The sequence below is a fragment of the uncultured Amphritea sp. genome (genome assembly GCF_937127095.1).
In the GTDB taxonomy this organism is placed as follows: domain Bacteria; phylum Pseudomonadota; class Gammaproteobacteria; order Pseudomonadales; family Balneatricaceae; genus Amphritea.
The window spans coordinates 84,785-99,197 of the sequence record NZ_CAKZLP010000084.1 but is presented as its reverse complement, the minus strand read 5'-3'; the positions used below and the strand labels follow the sequence as shown (position 1 = coordinate 99,197).

At 52.7% G+C, this 14,413-nt stretch carries 10 protein-coding genes; 2 read left to right on the top strand and 8 right to left on the bottom strand.

The genetic code is table 11. The annotated features are described in order from the left end of the window. Nucleotides 1–63 precede the first annotated feature (63 nt). Together Q0499_RS22015 and Q0499_RS22010 are read right to left on the bottom strand one after the other, a co-directional pair. Nucleotides 64–987: a response regulator gene (locus Q0499_RS22015; protein ID WP_299204605.1), complete on the bottom strand. Its 924-nt coding sequence runs from the start codon at nt 985–987 to the stop codon at nt 64–66. Then, nucleotides 984–4,430: an ATP-binding protein gene (locus Q0499_RS22010; protein ID WP_299204602.1), complete on the bottom strand. Its 3,447-nt coding sequence runs from the start codon at nt 4,428–4,430 to the stop codon at nt 984–986. Before Q0499_RS22010 ends, Q0499_RS22015 begins: the two co-directional genes overlap by 4 nt. 578 nt (nt 4,431–5,008) lie before the next feature. Between Q0499_RS22010 and Q0499_RS22005 the strand changes: the two genes are divergently transcribed. After that, nucleotides 5,009–5,353 carry a cupin domain-containing protein gene (locus Q0499_RS22005; RefSeq protein WP_299204599.1) on the top strand — a complete coding sequence of 115 codons (345 nt, stop codon included), beginning with the start codon at nt 5,009–5,011 and terminating at the stop codon, nt 5,351–5,353. A 122-nt stretch (nt 5,354–5,475) separates the two neighbouring features. Here Q0499_RS22005 and Q0499_RS22000 read toward each other — a convergent pair whose 3' ends face one another. From Q0499_RS22000 to Q0499_RS21975, 6 genes are all read right to left on the bottom strand, one after another. After that, nucleotides 5,476–7,362, bottom strand: a complete 1,887-nt coding sequence (locus tag Q0499_RS22000) for a propionyl-CoA synthetase (RefSeq protein WP_299204596.1) — start codon at nt 7,360–7,362, stop codon at nt 5,476–5,478. An 89-nt stretch (nt 7,363–7,451) separates the two neighbouring features. After that, a complete protein-coding gene (mmsB, locus tag Q0499_RS21995) occupies nt 7,452–8,342 on the bottom strand; it encodes a 3-hydroxyisobutyrate dehydrogenase (protein WP_299204593.1) in 891 nt (296 codons plus the stop codon). A gap of 50 nt (nt 8,343–8,392) precedes the next feature. Continuing rightward, nucleotides 8,393–9,490 (bottom strand): enoyl-CoA hydratase/isomerase family protein, encoded by a 1,098-nt coding sequence (locus tag Q0499_RS21990; protein WP_299204590.1) that lies wholly within the window; start codon nt 9,488–9,490, stop codon nt 8,393–8,395. 21 nt (nt 9,491–9,511) lie between these two features. Continuing rightward, entirely contained in the window at nt 9,512–10,288 is a 777-nt protein-coding gene (locus Q0499_RS21985; RefSeq protein ID WP_299204587.1) for an enoyl-CoA hydratase, read from the bottom strand. 110 nt (nt 10,289–10,398) lie between these two features. Next, on the bottom strand, nt 10,399–11,556 hold the full coding sequence (locus Q0499_RS21980) for an acyl-CoA dehydrogenase family protein (RefSeq protein WP_299204584.1): 1,158 nt from the start codon (nt 11,554–11,556) through the stop codon (nt 10,399–10,401). A 211-nt stretch (nt 11,557–11,767) separates the two neighbouring features. Continuing rightward, nucleotides 11,768–13,261 (bottom strand): CoA-acylating methylmalonate-semialdehyde dehydrogenase, encoded by a 1,494-nt coding sequence (locus Q0499_RS21975; RefSeq protein ID WP_299204581.1) that lies wholly within the window; start codon nt 13,259–13,261, stop codon nt 11,768–11,770. A 217-nt stretch (nt 13,262–13,478) separates the two neighbouring features. On the opposite strand from Q0499_RS21975, the gene Q0499_RS21970 reads away from it, so the two are divergent. Then, nucleotides 13,479–14,396, top strand: coding sequence for an AraC family transcriptional regulator (locus Q0499_RS21970; RefSeq protein WP_299204578.1), 918 nt, complete (start codon nt 13,479–13,481; stop codon nt 14,394–14,396). The last annotated feature ends 17 nt before the right edge of the window (nt 14,397–14,413 follow it).

The following is a 14,413-nucleotide window of genomic DNA, read 5'->3' as shown; positions in this document are numbered from 1 at the left end:
AGGCTCTTCCTAGCCACTAACAACTAGCAAGTCACGCTTTTTGTGACGTTCTAGCTACGGCTCTTACTCATGACTAGCAATCAGTCTAAGCGCAACCCCCGCCGCGGCGGTGCGGTTTTCAACTCCGAGTTTGGGGAAGATCTGCTCCAGATGTTTATTGATGGTACGGGGGCTGATTTCGAGAATTTCGGCGATCTCGCGATTGGTTTTGCCGTTGGCCAGCCAGAACAGCACCTCCGCTTCCCGTTCGGTCAGCTCCAGCTCCTGTTTCAGCAGTTCGGGACCGGTAGGCTTATTGCCATCGATCAGCTGCATCAGCACTTCACCATTACTCTGATAACCGATCAGTTTGAGGGTTAGCGGGTAGTCCAGGTGTTTAACCACCATCCGCTCCTGTTCTAACGGGCTATGGGTCAGCCAGTTTTGAATCTGCGGTAACAGGCTATCTTCCTGCAGCTGTTCGGTCACACCTGCCCGCCCCAGCAAGGCGTAAGCCCGGGGCGTTGCCCAGCGTAGCAGGCCATCACTGCCCACCGTCAGCAGATGCTGGCCGGTACTATCCAGCGCACTATGAACACTGCTGGTCTGGCGGGCATTCCCCAGATGTACCCGGATGCGCGCCAGCAACTCATTGGGACTGATCGGCTTAGTCAGATAATCCACTCCGCCGCTATCCAGCCCGCGGACAATATCATCGGTATCGGTCAGGCCGGTCATAAACACTACCGGGATGGTGGCCAGATCCGGGTCTGCCTTCAACTTGCGGCAGGTTTCAAAACCATCCATTACCGGCATCACCGCATCCATGAGGATGATATCGGGACGGATTCGCTTACAGATGGTCAACGCCTGACGCCCCTCCAGCGCCACCAGAATATCCAGCCCCGCACCTTCCAGTGCATCGTTGATCAGGCTTAGCGCATTGGGGGAGTCATCCACCACCAGCACTACGTCATTACGCGTTGATCCGTTTTCACTCATATTCATTGACTCTGGGTCTCCAGATACACGACCAGCTTATCAAACAGAAAACTTTCACTGAGCTGTCGCAGATGGGTTAATGCCCCCGGGGACAGAACCTCCAGCCCTTCAATCTCTTTCAGACACTGCACCACGCCTTTGTGATAACCCAGCTCGGCACAGTTTTTCAGTTCCAGCAGCAACGGATGATCCGGCTGCAGAATCGCAACACTCTCCGCGACAGGAGCTGACGCTTTCTCGGCAATAGTCGCTTCCGTCAGTTGAGTGTTAGCCGGTTCAGATTCGCCGCGATAGATCCATTTCAGCTCCAGATGACGCCCCAGGGTTTCCAACAGCTGGTGATTAGCAACCGGTTTAACCAGATAATCATCATAACTGCCGTGGCCCTCATCACGGGCGGAAAGCTCACGGGCATCGGCAGAGAGCATCACTATTTTGCCGGGCACTTTGCGCTGGCGCAGGATACTGGCCAGCTGTAAACCCGACATGCCCGGCATAGAGATATCCAGCAGAAACAGATCCGGCTCACACTGCTGTAGCAATGCAAGACAGGCCTCAGCGTCCTGCGCTTCGTTAATAGCAAACCCCAGTGGCATCAGAATATCGGCAAGCAAGCCTCGCAATACCGGATCATCATCCACCAGACAGAGGCTGCGCTGATAACCTTCATGGCCGATGATCCGCCTCTCCTGTAACACCGGGGTCAGCTCTTCACTACTGACCCAGGGCAACATCATGGAGATACGGAAACAACTGCCCTGCCCGGGACTGCTTTCCACCTGCAGATCGCCCCCCATAATCTCGGTGAGCAACTTGACGATGGTCAGCCCCAGGCCGGTGCCTGGCAGATGGGCAGTATCCCGATTACGAATCCGTTCAAATGGCGCAAAGATCCGCTTCATCTGATACTCATCGATCCCCGGCCCGGTATCCCTGATGGAGAATTCAGCCACCTGATTGCGGTAGCGAATATCAAAATCCACCCGCCCGGTCGGTGTGTATTTCACCGCATTAGACAGCACGTTGATGAGAATCTGCCGTAGCCGTTTCTCGTCGGTGACGATCCGCTGCGGCAGCGGGTTGGCAATATGACAGTTAAACTCAATTCCCTTCTGCAATGCCTGTAACCGAAACATCTCATCCAGCTGTTCGATCAGCTCGGGCAGATGAACCTGGTTGCGATGCAGATCTAAGCGCCCCGCTTCGATCTTGGAGATATCCAGCAGCCCTTCAATCAGGTCAGTCAGGTAGAGACCGCTACGATGGATAATATCCAGCCCCCGCCGCTGATCTTCCTGCAGCTCGGAACGTTCACGCAACAGCTGAGCATACCCCAGAATCGACTGCAGCGGCGTACGCAGTTCATGACTGATACCCGAAAGATAACGACTCTTGGCCGCATTAGCCCGCTCCGCCAGCTCTTTCGCCTGCTGCAGTTCAAGATCGGTCTGCTCGTGCGCCTCAACCTCACGGGTCAGCTTCATCGTCTGCCGGTTGGATTCCTGCTGGGCGACGACCCGGCTTTCATGGGTCAGCAGAAACAGCCAGGTAACCACACCCGAGGCGATAAACAGGGTAAAGAACAGGGTCCAGATGGTCTGCAGCACCAGTGCTGTTTCCTCCGCGGTTGCCGGTGCTAATTGTCGGTAGATAACCGCCAGCAACGCCCCCAGCACCAGATTGACCACCAGCAACAGCGCAATAAATTTACCCAGACGGGAGCTGACCAGCTTCACCGCCCGGCGCGGCAGAAACAGATGCAGCATCTCCATCACCTGACGGGAGAGCCGTGCCTTGGGCTTACAGTTATCCAGGCAGCGCACATCGAGCGAGCAACAGAGTGAACAGATCGGCAGATCATAGGCGGGACAGTAACTCATATCCTCGCGTTCAAAATCGTTCTCGCAGATACCGCAGGTGACAATGCTGGCGGTACCCGTGCTGCCATGCACAGGCACCAGACGGATATACTGATTCAGCTCTTCATTGGTGCGGGCAATATAGTAGCGACCGCCGGTCAGCCAGGCGATCAGCGGCACACAAACAAAACAGCTGGCAAGACTGACAAAGTGACACAGGTTACGCGCCACCTCACCAAACAGCCCCAGATAACTCAGCATCCCCAGTGCGGTAGAGATCACCATTGAGCCCATCCCCACCGGGTTGATATCGTACAGATGACCGCGTTTGAATTCGATCTCCGGCGGACTCAGCCCCAGCGGCTTATTGATCAGAAGATCCGCTGACAACGACGCCAGCCAGCTAATAGCAATAATCGCAAAGATCCCCAGAATCGCTTCCAGTGCCTGATAGATGCCCAGCTCCATCAGAATCAGCGCAATGGTGACGTTAAACACCAGCCAGACTACCCGTCCCGGGTGGCTGTGAGTAAGGCGGGAAAAGAAGTTCGACCAGGCGATAGACCCGGCGTAGGCGTTGGTCACATTGATCTTCATCTGACAGACCACCACCATCAGCGCCGCCAGCAGCAGTGCAATCTCCGGCGAGCCGGTCATCAGTTGGAACACCCGTTGATACATATAGGTGGGATCGGATGCCTCGACAACACTCATCCCCTGGGTAATCGCCAGATAGGCCAGAAAGGATCCCAGCAACATCTTGATCATGCCGGTGAAGACCCAGCCGGGACCGGCCAGAATCAGCCAGAACCACCACTGCTTTTTATTCGCTTCGGTCTTCTCCGGCATAAAACGCAGATAATCCACCTGCTCGCCGATCTGTGCAAACAGCGCGAAAAACACCGACACCGCCGCGCCAAACATGATGATGTCAAATTCACCGCTGGCGCTTGCCCCCATGCCCGGACTGAACTCAGTCCAGCCCTGCAAGCTGTCAAACTCATACCAGAGCGCCACCCCAATTGCCGCCAGCTGTAGTGCTACCCAGAGATTATGGGTCGCCACCTGAAACCGGCTGATCGCCGTAATACCGTGGGTCACAATGGGAATAACCGCCACCGCACAGAGCAGATAGCCCAGCGCCAGCGGAATGCCAAACAACGCTTTTAGTGCCGACGCCAGAATCGCGGCTTCAATAGCAAAGAAGATAAAGGTAAAGGAGGCGTAGATCAGCGACGTCAGGGTAGACCCCAGATAACCAAACCCGGCCCCCCGGGTGAGCAGATCGATATCCAGACCATGCTTGGCAGAGTAATAAGCGATCGGCAAACCGGTAATAAACAACACCAGACACACCGCCAGCATCGCAATCACGGTATTAGTGAAGCCATAACTCAGGGTTACCGCTGCAGCCAGCCCCTCAAGCGCCAGAAACGAAGCAGCCCCCAGCGCGGTTTTACCCACCTTAGAGATACTCATATGACGCCCTTTACGCGCAGTAAAACGTAGCGCGTAATCTTCCAGCGTCTGGTCAGCGACCCACTTGTTATAGTGACGCCGTACTTTGAGGATTTTCTGGAAAGCTGACATAAATTCCTGACTTAACCCTCTGAAACGACCCGAAAAACGCACAAATCTAGTGCACAATAATTCCTGTAGTGCACACCCGCGCACCACAAAAGAGCTAATAGAACTGTTTTTCCGTAAACCGGTCTTTATAGAGAGTTAGACTGCATGCTTTGTGCCAAGCGGGGGTAACAAAAAGAAGTAGCTAGTTGCTAGTGGTTAGACGCGACTGCGTCGCTTGCTAGAAAAAGCGTCAACAGCCGCCCCAGGACAGGGCATTAGAATTAATTGAGTATACGTGATCGATTTTCTCCGTGACCTCGGTGTTCTCTGTGGTTAACGTTTTTTAAGATATTTTCACCACTGCTCTTCCTAACTACTAGCAAGTGGCGAAGCCACGTTCTAGCTAGCTGCGCTAGCAACGGTCGAGATAAGCCACTTATCTACTCTGTGCTCTCGGTGGTGAAACGAATAGCAGCTTCCATACATCGAGGTTTAATGCTGTCTCCACAGCTATCCTTCAGGAGGTATAGAAATCACTTGATTAACCCTTTAACGTCGCCTTCAGAGTAGTTTGCTAATTATTAATGGGAAGAATGAAGATGGGCTTTACGCGTTTAGGTACTGAGATTCAGGCAGAAGAGTATTACGTCTCAGAAGAGAAAAGACTCGAAGGCAATCCACTACAAAAGCTGTGGATAGAGTACACCGACAGTTCAGAAAGGTTTTGTGCCGGTATCTGGCAGAGCGAAAAAGGCAAGTGGAGAGTCAGTTACAGCGAAGAGGAATACTGCCATATTCTTGAGGGCATAAGCATCGTAACCGAAGATGGCAAAGACCCCATTCAGGTAAACACCGGTGACCGCTTTGTTATCTCCGCAGGCTTTCAGGGTAGTTGGGAAGTCGTCGAACCAACCCGCAAGCATTTTGTGGTTTATGAAAAATAAAAAGCAATAGGGTTTTCTCTCTGTAAATATCAGAGCACTCAGTGTACTCCATGGAGATGTTTTTCAGGCAACATCCTTATCATAGAGAACACTGAGTACAGAGTATTGCTTAAAGGGCCAAATCAACGCATCCCTGCCCGGTCCATGATCTCGGTGATCTCTGCCAGAATGCTCTCGTCATCAATCGTCGAGGGCATTTTATACTCATCATTGGCCGCTATCTTACGGATAATGGCGCGCAGGATTTTACCCGAGCGGGTTTTCGGCAGACGCTGCACCACGACAGCCCGACGGAAGCAGGCCAGCGCACCAACCTGATCGCGCACCATCTGCACCAGTTCAGCTTCAAGCTGCGACTCATCCATTTCCACACCGGCTTTCAGCACAATCAATCCCGCAGGCACCTGACCTTTGAGGGCGTCATTAACACCGATCACGGCACACTCGGCTACCGCTGGGTGGGAAGAGACCACCTCCTCCATCTCACCGGTAGACAGACGGTGACCCGAGACATTGATCACATCATCGGTACGCCCGGTAATGTAAACGTAACCATCCTCATCTTTGAAGCCGCCATCGCCGGTGTGGTAATACCCCGGAAAAGCGGTGAGATAGGAATCGGTAAAGCGCTGCGGCTGATTCCAGATATCCCAGGCGACACCCGGCGGCATCGGCAGGGTGACCACAATATTACCGGTTTCATTCGGCTCAACCAGCTGCCCCTCGCCATCAACCACCTGAATATCATATCCAGGGATCGGTTTATTGGTTGATCCCAGCCGGGCCGCTGAGGGGTTATCCCAGCCCATCATTGGTGCGGTCATTGGCCAGCCGGTTTCAGTCTGCCACCAGTGATCGATGACCGGCACCTGCAACAGCCCGTCAAGCCACTGATAGGTGGAAGAATCGAGTTTTTCACCGGCAACAAACACCCAGTTAAGGCTGGAAAGGTCATATTTTTTTGCCAGTGCGCCTTCAGGGTCTTCCTTGCGAATCGCCCGGAATGCCGTCGGTGCACAGAACATGGAGTTGACCCGGTACTCATCGATCACCCGCCAGAAGGTGCCGGCATCCGGGGTTTTGATCGGTTTACCTTCAAAGAAGATCGCACTGCAACCGCCCATCAGCGGACCGTAGACGATAAAGGAGTGCCCAACCACCCAGCCAATATCCGAGGCGCCCCACCAGACATCGCCAGGGTTCATGCCATAGACATTGTGCAGCGCGTAGTTAAGTGCCACTGCATGACCACCATTATCCCGCACAATGCCTTTCGGCGCTCCGGTGGTGCCTGAGGTATAGAGAATATACAGCGGGTCGCTGCCTTTTACGGGGACGCAATCCGCGGGCTCAACGCCTTGCTGACACTCGTACCAATCCAGGTCACGCTCCGGATTCATCTCTGCCTGCAACATCAACCGTTGACAGACAATAGTATATGCCGGCTTGTAGGTTGCCAGATTAACCGCTTTGTCGACCAGAGGTTTATAGGCAATTTTCTTATCAAACTCGATACCACAGGACGCGGTCAGAATCAGTTTAGGTTTAGCATCGTCGATACGGATCGCCATCTCATTAGCGGCAAAACCACCGAACACTACCGAGTGTACCGCCCCTAACCGGGCACAGGCGAGCATCGCCACCGCAGCTTCAGGGATCATCGGCATATAGATGACCACGGTATCGCCTTTTTCAACACCCAGTTTTTTCAGGGTTCCGGCGAACAGCGCCACTTTCTGATGCAACTCGCGATAGGTAATCTGTTGCTTACTGCCAGTCGCGGGTGAATCGTAATAGAGGGCAACCTGGTCGCCCCGGGTTTGCAGATGCTGATCCAGTGCCAGATAACAGCTATTCAGCTCGCCATCGGGATACCAACAGAAGGTGCCGTTAGCGGTTTTTTCGAGGATAGTTTCAGGTTGTTTAAACCAGCTGATGCGCTTAGCCTGCTCAGCCCAGTATGCTTCGGGGTTCTGCTGTGCAGCCCGGTATTCGTCGTTGTAACCCATGACCTACTCCGGTTTTGTTTTTATAAAGGGAGCCTGCCGGCAGATATTACCGGCAGTAAGTGGTTGCAGATGTTAAATCACGAGAAAGCTCAGCTTTCCTGATAAAGCTTGAAGATGCTGGAGAAATCCAGACCACCGTTGCCTTTTGACTTATGCAGCGAGAACAGTGAACGAGCGGCTGAACCCATCGGCACTGGCGAATTGCTCTGTTGACTCAGCTCCATTGCCAGCCCCAGATCCTTAAACATCAGATCGACCTGGAAGCCGCCCTGGTAGTTATTCGAAGAAGGCACGCCAGCCATCACCCCTGGTACCGGGTTATACACCTGCAACGCCCAGTTGTTACCGGAACTCTGCTTCATGATTTCAGAGAGTACCGCCGGATCAAGGCCATTTTTCATCCCCATATTCAGGGCTTCACTGGTGCCGGCCATCAGAATCGACAGCATCATATTGTTGCAGGCTTTAGCGATCTGGCCTGCGCCGCTCTGACCGGCGTGGAAGATATTTTTACCCATGCATTCGAGCACCGGCTTTGCCTTAGTAAACTGTTCATCGGTTGCGCCAACCATAAACGCCAGTGTACCGGCGATTGCGCCACCAACACCACCGGATACCGGGGCATCGATAAAGCTGATGCCGCGCTCAGCAGCCGCAGCGGAGACACGCTGAGCAGTGGCCGCATCAATGGTCGATGAATCAATAATCAGTGCATTGTCAGACACAACATCCAGCAACGGAGCCTCCCCTGTCAGGTATAACCCCTGCACATGCACTCCCGCAGGCAGCATGGAGATAACAAAATCAGCACCGGTGGCTGCATCAACCGCCGATGCCGCGGCGCTGCCGCCCTCTGATACGACGTGCTCGACTGCTGCCTGAGACAGATCAAACGCTTTAACTTCATGTCCTGCTTTTAGCAGGTTGATCGCCATGGGTCCGCCCATGTTACCCAGACCGATAAATCCGATAGTTGCCATAACACTTTGCCTCTTTTAATTCTTATTAACGTTTTCGTTACACGGCTAAATTAGAGTGACGCCAGTGGGTTAACCTCCCACGGCGAAACGAAGAACTGATCAACCAATGCCGGATCAACCTCATCGACGGTCTTGTATGTCCATTGCGGTGCGCCATCTTTATCCACTAAGAGCGCGCGGACACCTTCGGGAAACTCCCGGTGCGTGCAGCACTGTACAGAGAGAATCATCTCACTTTCAAACACCTGTTTCAGTGACATCTGTTTAGTCACATCCATCTGTTGCTTAATGATATGAATCGCCAGCGGACTGCCATGACTGATCGCTTTCTGTGCCCGGTTGATCCACTTATCATCGCTATCGACCGCCAGCAACCCTTCAACCAGTTCCGACAGAGAGTCTTTATCGGTGATCTGCTGAATAAACGCGTAGTGATTCTGTACCGGCGAATCAGCATTAAACGCGGCCTCAGATTGTTCTTCCAGGTCCCGCAGCACCCTGTTAGTTGCAGCATAGGCACAACCGTCCCAGCTTTCAGCCTGCAGTCCTTCGAGCACCTGACTGCGCAGCTCAGAGGCGACAAACCGGTCAGCCAACCCCAGGAACAGCGCATCTGCGGCGTTCATCGGGTTGCCGGTGAGGCCCAGAAACAAACCGGTGCGTCCCGGCATATGATTAAGAAACCAGCTGCCACCGACATCGGGGTAAAGTCCGATAGTCACTTCCGGCATCGCCATATGGGTTTTCTCGGTGACGATACGATGACTACAGCCGTTCATCAGCCCCATACCACCACCCATCACAATGCCATGCCCCCAACAGATAATCGGTTTGGGGTAGGTGTGAATGGTGTAGTCGAGAATATATTCCCGGGTAAAGAAATCAGTTGGGAACTGCGGGTCACCATCACCGGTCATCGACTTATACAGGTTGACCACATCGCCGCCAGCGCAGAAAGCTTTCTCTCCGGCACTGTCGAGCAGCACAGCCACTACCGCATCATCGGTTTTCCATTGATCCAGTTTTGGCTGAATCAGATCGATCATCTCCAGCGTCAGCGCATTGAGACTACGCTCTGCATTCAGCAGGATCTCAACAACTTTTTTGCCATCGCGGGTCGGGTATTCATTAAACAGTACACAACTCATCAATTCTCTCCTGTCTACCGCTTAGCGGTTTTTCCACTCGGGGGCGCGCTTGCCGAGAAAGGCGTTAACCCCCTCTTTCTGATCTTCGGTAAAGAACAGATCGACAAACAGCTCACGCTCGAGAATATAACCGGCATCCCAGTGTTGCGTGCGGTTGTTCTGAATCAGTTGCTTGCAGGACGCTACCGAGGTTGGGCTTTGCAGAGCCACATTTGCCGCCAGTTCCAGCGCTTTCTCCAGTGCTTGCCCCTGAGGCACAACTTCCTCTACCAGACCGATCTCCAGTGCTTTGGCGGCTTTAAGACGCTCACCGCAGAGAATCATTCGCTTGGTCCAGCCCTCACCTACCAGCATAGTGAGATTCTGAGTCCCCCCGGCACAGGGAAGTAATCCCACTTTTGCTTCCGGCAGCGCCATCTGTGATTGCTCTTCGGCGATACGGATATCACAGGCCAGCGCCACTTCCAGGCCACCGCCCATGGCAAAACCATTGATAGCAGCGATAGAGACGCCGCGGAACTTGCTCAGGGTTTCAAACGCTTCACCAAAATAACGCGCCATATCACGGGCGACACTGCGATCGCCATCGGCAAACAGGTTCAGGTCTGCCCCGGCTGAGAAGAATTTTTCGCCCTGACCGGTAATCACCAGGCTATAGATATCACGATCGGCATTCAGCTCTTCCACCAGTGCTTTAAGCCCTTTAAGACTCTCTTCTGTCCAGGTATTGGCTGGCGGATTATTCATTGTCAGCAGGGCAATATTGCCGCGCTTTTCAACCATCAGCTTCTCGGTCATTCTGATCTTCCTTTTTAGTCTCATCGGGTGGTTAAGGCTCAATCCACCCTTTAAATTCGTATTAAACGTTTACCTTAACCCGTTATGGCGAGCGGTTGTAGCGGCTCGGGTTATAACAGTTCTGCAGCGTTCTCAAGCAGCAACCGACGGGCAATAATCACATTCATAATTTCATTGGTGCCTTCCAGAATCCGGTGCACCCGGTTGTCCCGCAGGAAGCGTTCCATCGGATACTCTTTGATATAACCGTTGCCACCAAAAATCTGTAGAGCTTCATCAGCCACGCTGAAACCCACATCGGTGGCAAAGCGTTTTGCCATCGCACAGTAGGTGGTTTTATCCGGATGGTTATTATCCAGGCGGGATGCCGCCATCCGCACCATCTGTCGGGCAGCCACGAGTTCCGTGGCGGCGGTGGCCAGTTTAAATTGTAGCGCCTGAAAGCTGGCCAGCGGCTGGCCGAACTGCTTACGCTCATGCATATACTCGGTGGCTTTATTCAACGCCTGCTGGGCGGTACCGACAGAACAGGTGGCGATATTGATGCGCCCACCATCCAAACCGCGCATCGCGATCCTGAAGCCATCACCTTCCGCACCAAGAATCGCAGCAGCCGGAATACGCACATCCTCAAAGGTGATCATCCGGGTTGGCTGACTGTTCCAGCCCATCTTCTCCTCTTTACGGCCATAAGTGATGCCGGGCAGTGTGGCATCAACCGCAAACGCGGAGATCCCTTTAGGCCCCTCCGCTCCGGTGCGCGCCATGACCACCAGGCAGTCGGTTGCACCGGCACCAGAGATAAAGATTTTGCTGCCATTAAGAATATAATCATCGCCATCACGGCGGGCGGAGGTTTTCAGCGATCCGGCATCGGAACCGGCATTGGGTTCAGTCAGGCAGTAAGAGGCCAACTGTTCACCGGCAGTCAGTTGCGGACACCACTGCTGACGCACATCGTCTGCGCCAAACTCAGAGATCATCCAGGTCGCCATATTATGAATCGTGATAAACGCTGTGGTTGAGGTACACCCCATCGCCAACTGTTCAAAGATGATGCTGGAATCTAACCGACTCAGGCCCAAGCCACCAACATCCTCATGGGAATAAAGGCCACAGAAACCAAGTTCGCCCGCCGCTTTCAGCACATCAACCGGAAAGGTCTGATGCAGATCCCACTCACCGGCATGGGGTGCCAGTTCATTCTGAGCGAACGCGCGTGCCATATCGGCAAACGCCACCTGTTCCTCATTCAGTTCAAAATCCATAGATGCTCCGTACTTAACACAGGTAGATTCTTATTATTACTCTAGTCAGAGTGTATTTAACGACAAATCCCATTTTTGTTGGCTGAGCGTAATGAGCGCCGGTGAATCAAGGCAAAAGCTGGCGCAAAGGCGGAGTTGACTGTTGTCAATGAGCACTTTAAGCCAGCTTTTAACGCAGAGTCACCAAGCGCAATAGCTCAGGCGACAAAAATTACTTCAGATGTATCGTGGTGTTAACACCCGTATCGATATCATCCTCAAACCAGCGTGCGGTGACGGTTTTAGTCTCGGTGTAGAACTTCACCGCCTGCTTGCCATAGGCATGCTGATCACCGTAGAACGATTTTCTCCAGCCGGTGAACGAGAACATTGGCAGTGGCACAGGTACCGGTACGTTGATACCCACCTGACCCACTTTGATCTCGTGCTGATATTTACGCGCAGCCGCACCGGATGAGGTAAAGATAGAGGTGCCGTTACCGTAGGGGTTTTCGTTGATCAGGGTGATCGCTTCTTCAATCGTATCCACTTCCAGAGCGATTAGCACCGGTCCGAAGATCTCTTCCTGATAGATCGACATATCGGTTGTTACATTACGGAACATGGTTGGACCGACCCAGTTACCATCCGGATAGCCCTCTACCACGACGTCTGAACCATCCAGAATGCAGTCAGCACCGGCATCTTTACCCTGCTGAATAAAATTAAGCACCTTGGCTTTAGACTGCGGGTTGATCTGTGGGCCATAACCCGCTTCAGGGTCATTCCAGGCACCGGGACGCACTTTAGCCAGCGCATCGCGTACTTCAGGAATCCACTCCCGTGAATTACCCACAAATACCGCTACCGAGATCGCCATACAACGTTGACCTGCGGCACCCACAGAGGCTCCGGCAATACTATTAACCACCTGATTTTTAGCCGCATCCGGCATAATCACCATGTGGTTCTTAGCACCGGCAAACGCCTGTACCCGTTTCATCTTATCGGTACCGGTACGGTAGATATGTTCACCCACCGCCACAGAACCCACGAAGGAGATCGCCGGCGTATCTTTATGCGTCAGCAGCTGATCTACAACCTCTTTAGTGCCGTGAACAACCTGCAACAGACCGTCCGGTGCACCGGCTTCTTTAAACAGCGCTGCCAGACGCATCGGCGTCAGCGGGTCTTGCTCCGACGGTTTCAGTACGAAGGTGTTACCGCAGGCAATCGCCATTGGGAACATCCACAGGGGGATCATCGCCGGGAAGTTAAACGGGGTAATACCCACACACACACCCAGTGGCTGAGTAATACTGTAACAGTCGATCTTACGGGCCACGTTCTCAACGGTTTCCCCCATGCTCAGGGAGGCGATGTTGCAGGCGTGTTCGACCACTTCTATACCGCGCCACACATCACCTTTCGCATCTTCAAAGGTTTTACCGGTTTCCTGTGACAGCAGCTCGGCAATCTGATCGTGATTCTCTTTCAGCAACGCCTGATAGCGCAGCATCAGACGAGCACGCTCACTAACAGGCGTCTCCTTCCAGGATTCAAACGCGGCTTTTGCGGCTTCAACAGCCTGATCCACTTCGGCAGGTGTTGCACAAGGCACCTGGGCAATTACTTCCTGAGTTGCAGGATTAGTCACCGGAATCCAGTTTTCACTGCGGCTCTGAACCAGTTCACCATTGATCAGTAGAGGGACTTGCTGAGTCATTTTTTACACCTTTGCTGCTATTAGCATCTCGTTATTATTGTCTTCAGTCACCACTCTCAACGAAAAGTGACTGCAATCATCTTGCATTGATTAAAGCACAGCTTCTGGCTGCAGATGATTCATAATGTTGTTATATTAATGGACTATATTGCTATTTAATACATGAATACCCTTATAAACCTGATACACCCTCTTATACATTAGTCGAGCAGCACCGATGAGCACACCTTCAAACTGGCCGCTTCCGCCCCAGAGCATCCGTTTTGTCATCCCGCACAAAATCATCGAAAAACTCTCTAACAACAGGCTTTCAAAGGATCTTTACCCGCTCGGGGCCGGCTATTATAAGCAGGCGGAAGGCCACCGTATGGAGCGTCGGGAACATGATGACCATCTGTTGATATATTGTCTCGATGGTAAAGGTAAAATTCGCGTTAACCAGAAGAATATTGCGGTGAATAGCGGTGATCTGATCCTGCTACCACGAGGCACCGTTCATCAGTATGCATCCAGTCTTAATGTGCCCTGGACTATCTACTGGTGTCATTTTGAAGGTGAGCTGGCGGATGACTTTATTGAACATCTGCAGATCTCAAAACAGAAGCCTGTGGTTCACTTAGGCCTGCACAGTAGCCTGGTGAGTGAGTTCGATGCACTGTTGGAAGCGCGTCACAGCAGCTATCATCTGAACGCCTTTATCAATGCCGCCAACCAGCTGCGGCAGATACTCACCCATATTGCGTTATTACAACCGCTGGTGCGCAGCCAGGATGCCGACAGCTTCAATCTGGAAATAATTCACAGCCTGATGCAGGCACGTATCCATGAACAACTGGATATCGACACTATGGCAGCCAGCGTCAACCTGTCAAAATTTCACTTTATCAAGAAGTACAAAGATGTCACCGGCACCACCCCAATCAACCATTTTATTCAACTGAAGATTGAACGGGCCTGTCACCTGCTGGATATCAGCAGCAGAACGATTGCAGAGGTCGCCTTTATGGTGGGCTATGAAGATGCCTATTATTTCTCACGCATCTTCAAAAAAGTGATGGGCATCTCGCCGACCCAATACCGAAAACTGCAGGTCGGCGCATGGTCGTATAAGAGCTTTAAAACCGAGACCATTTAAATTAACTTATAGCGACT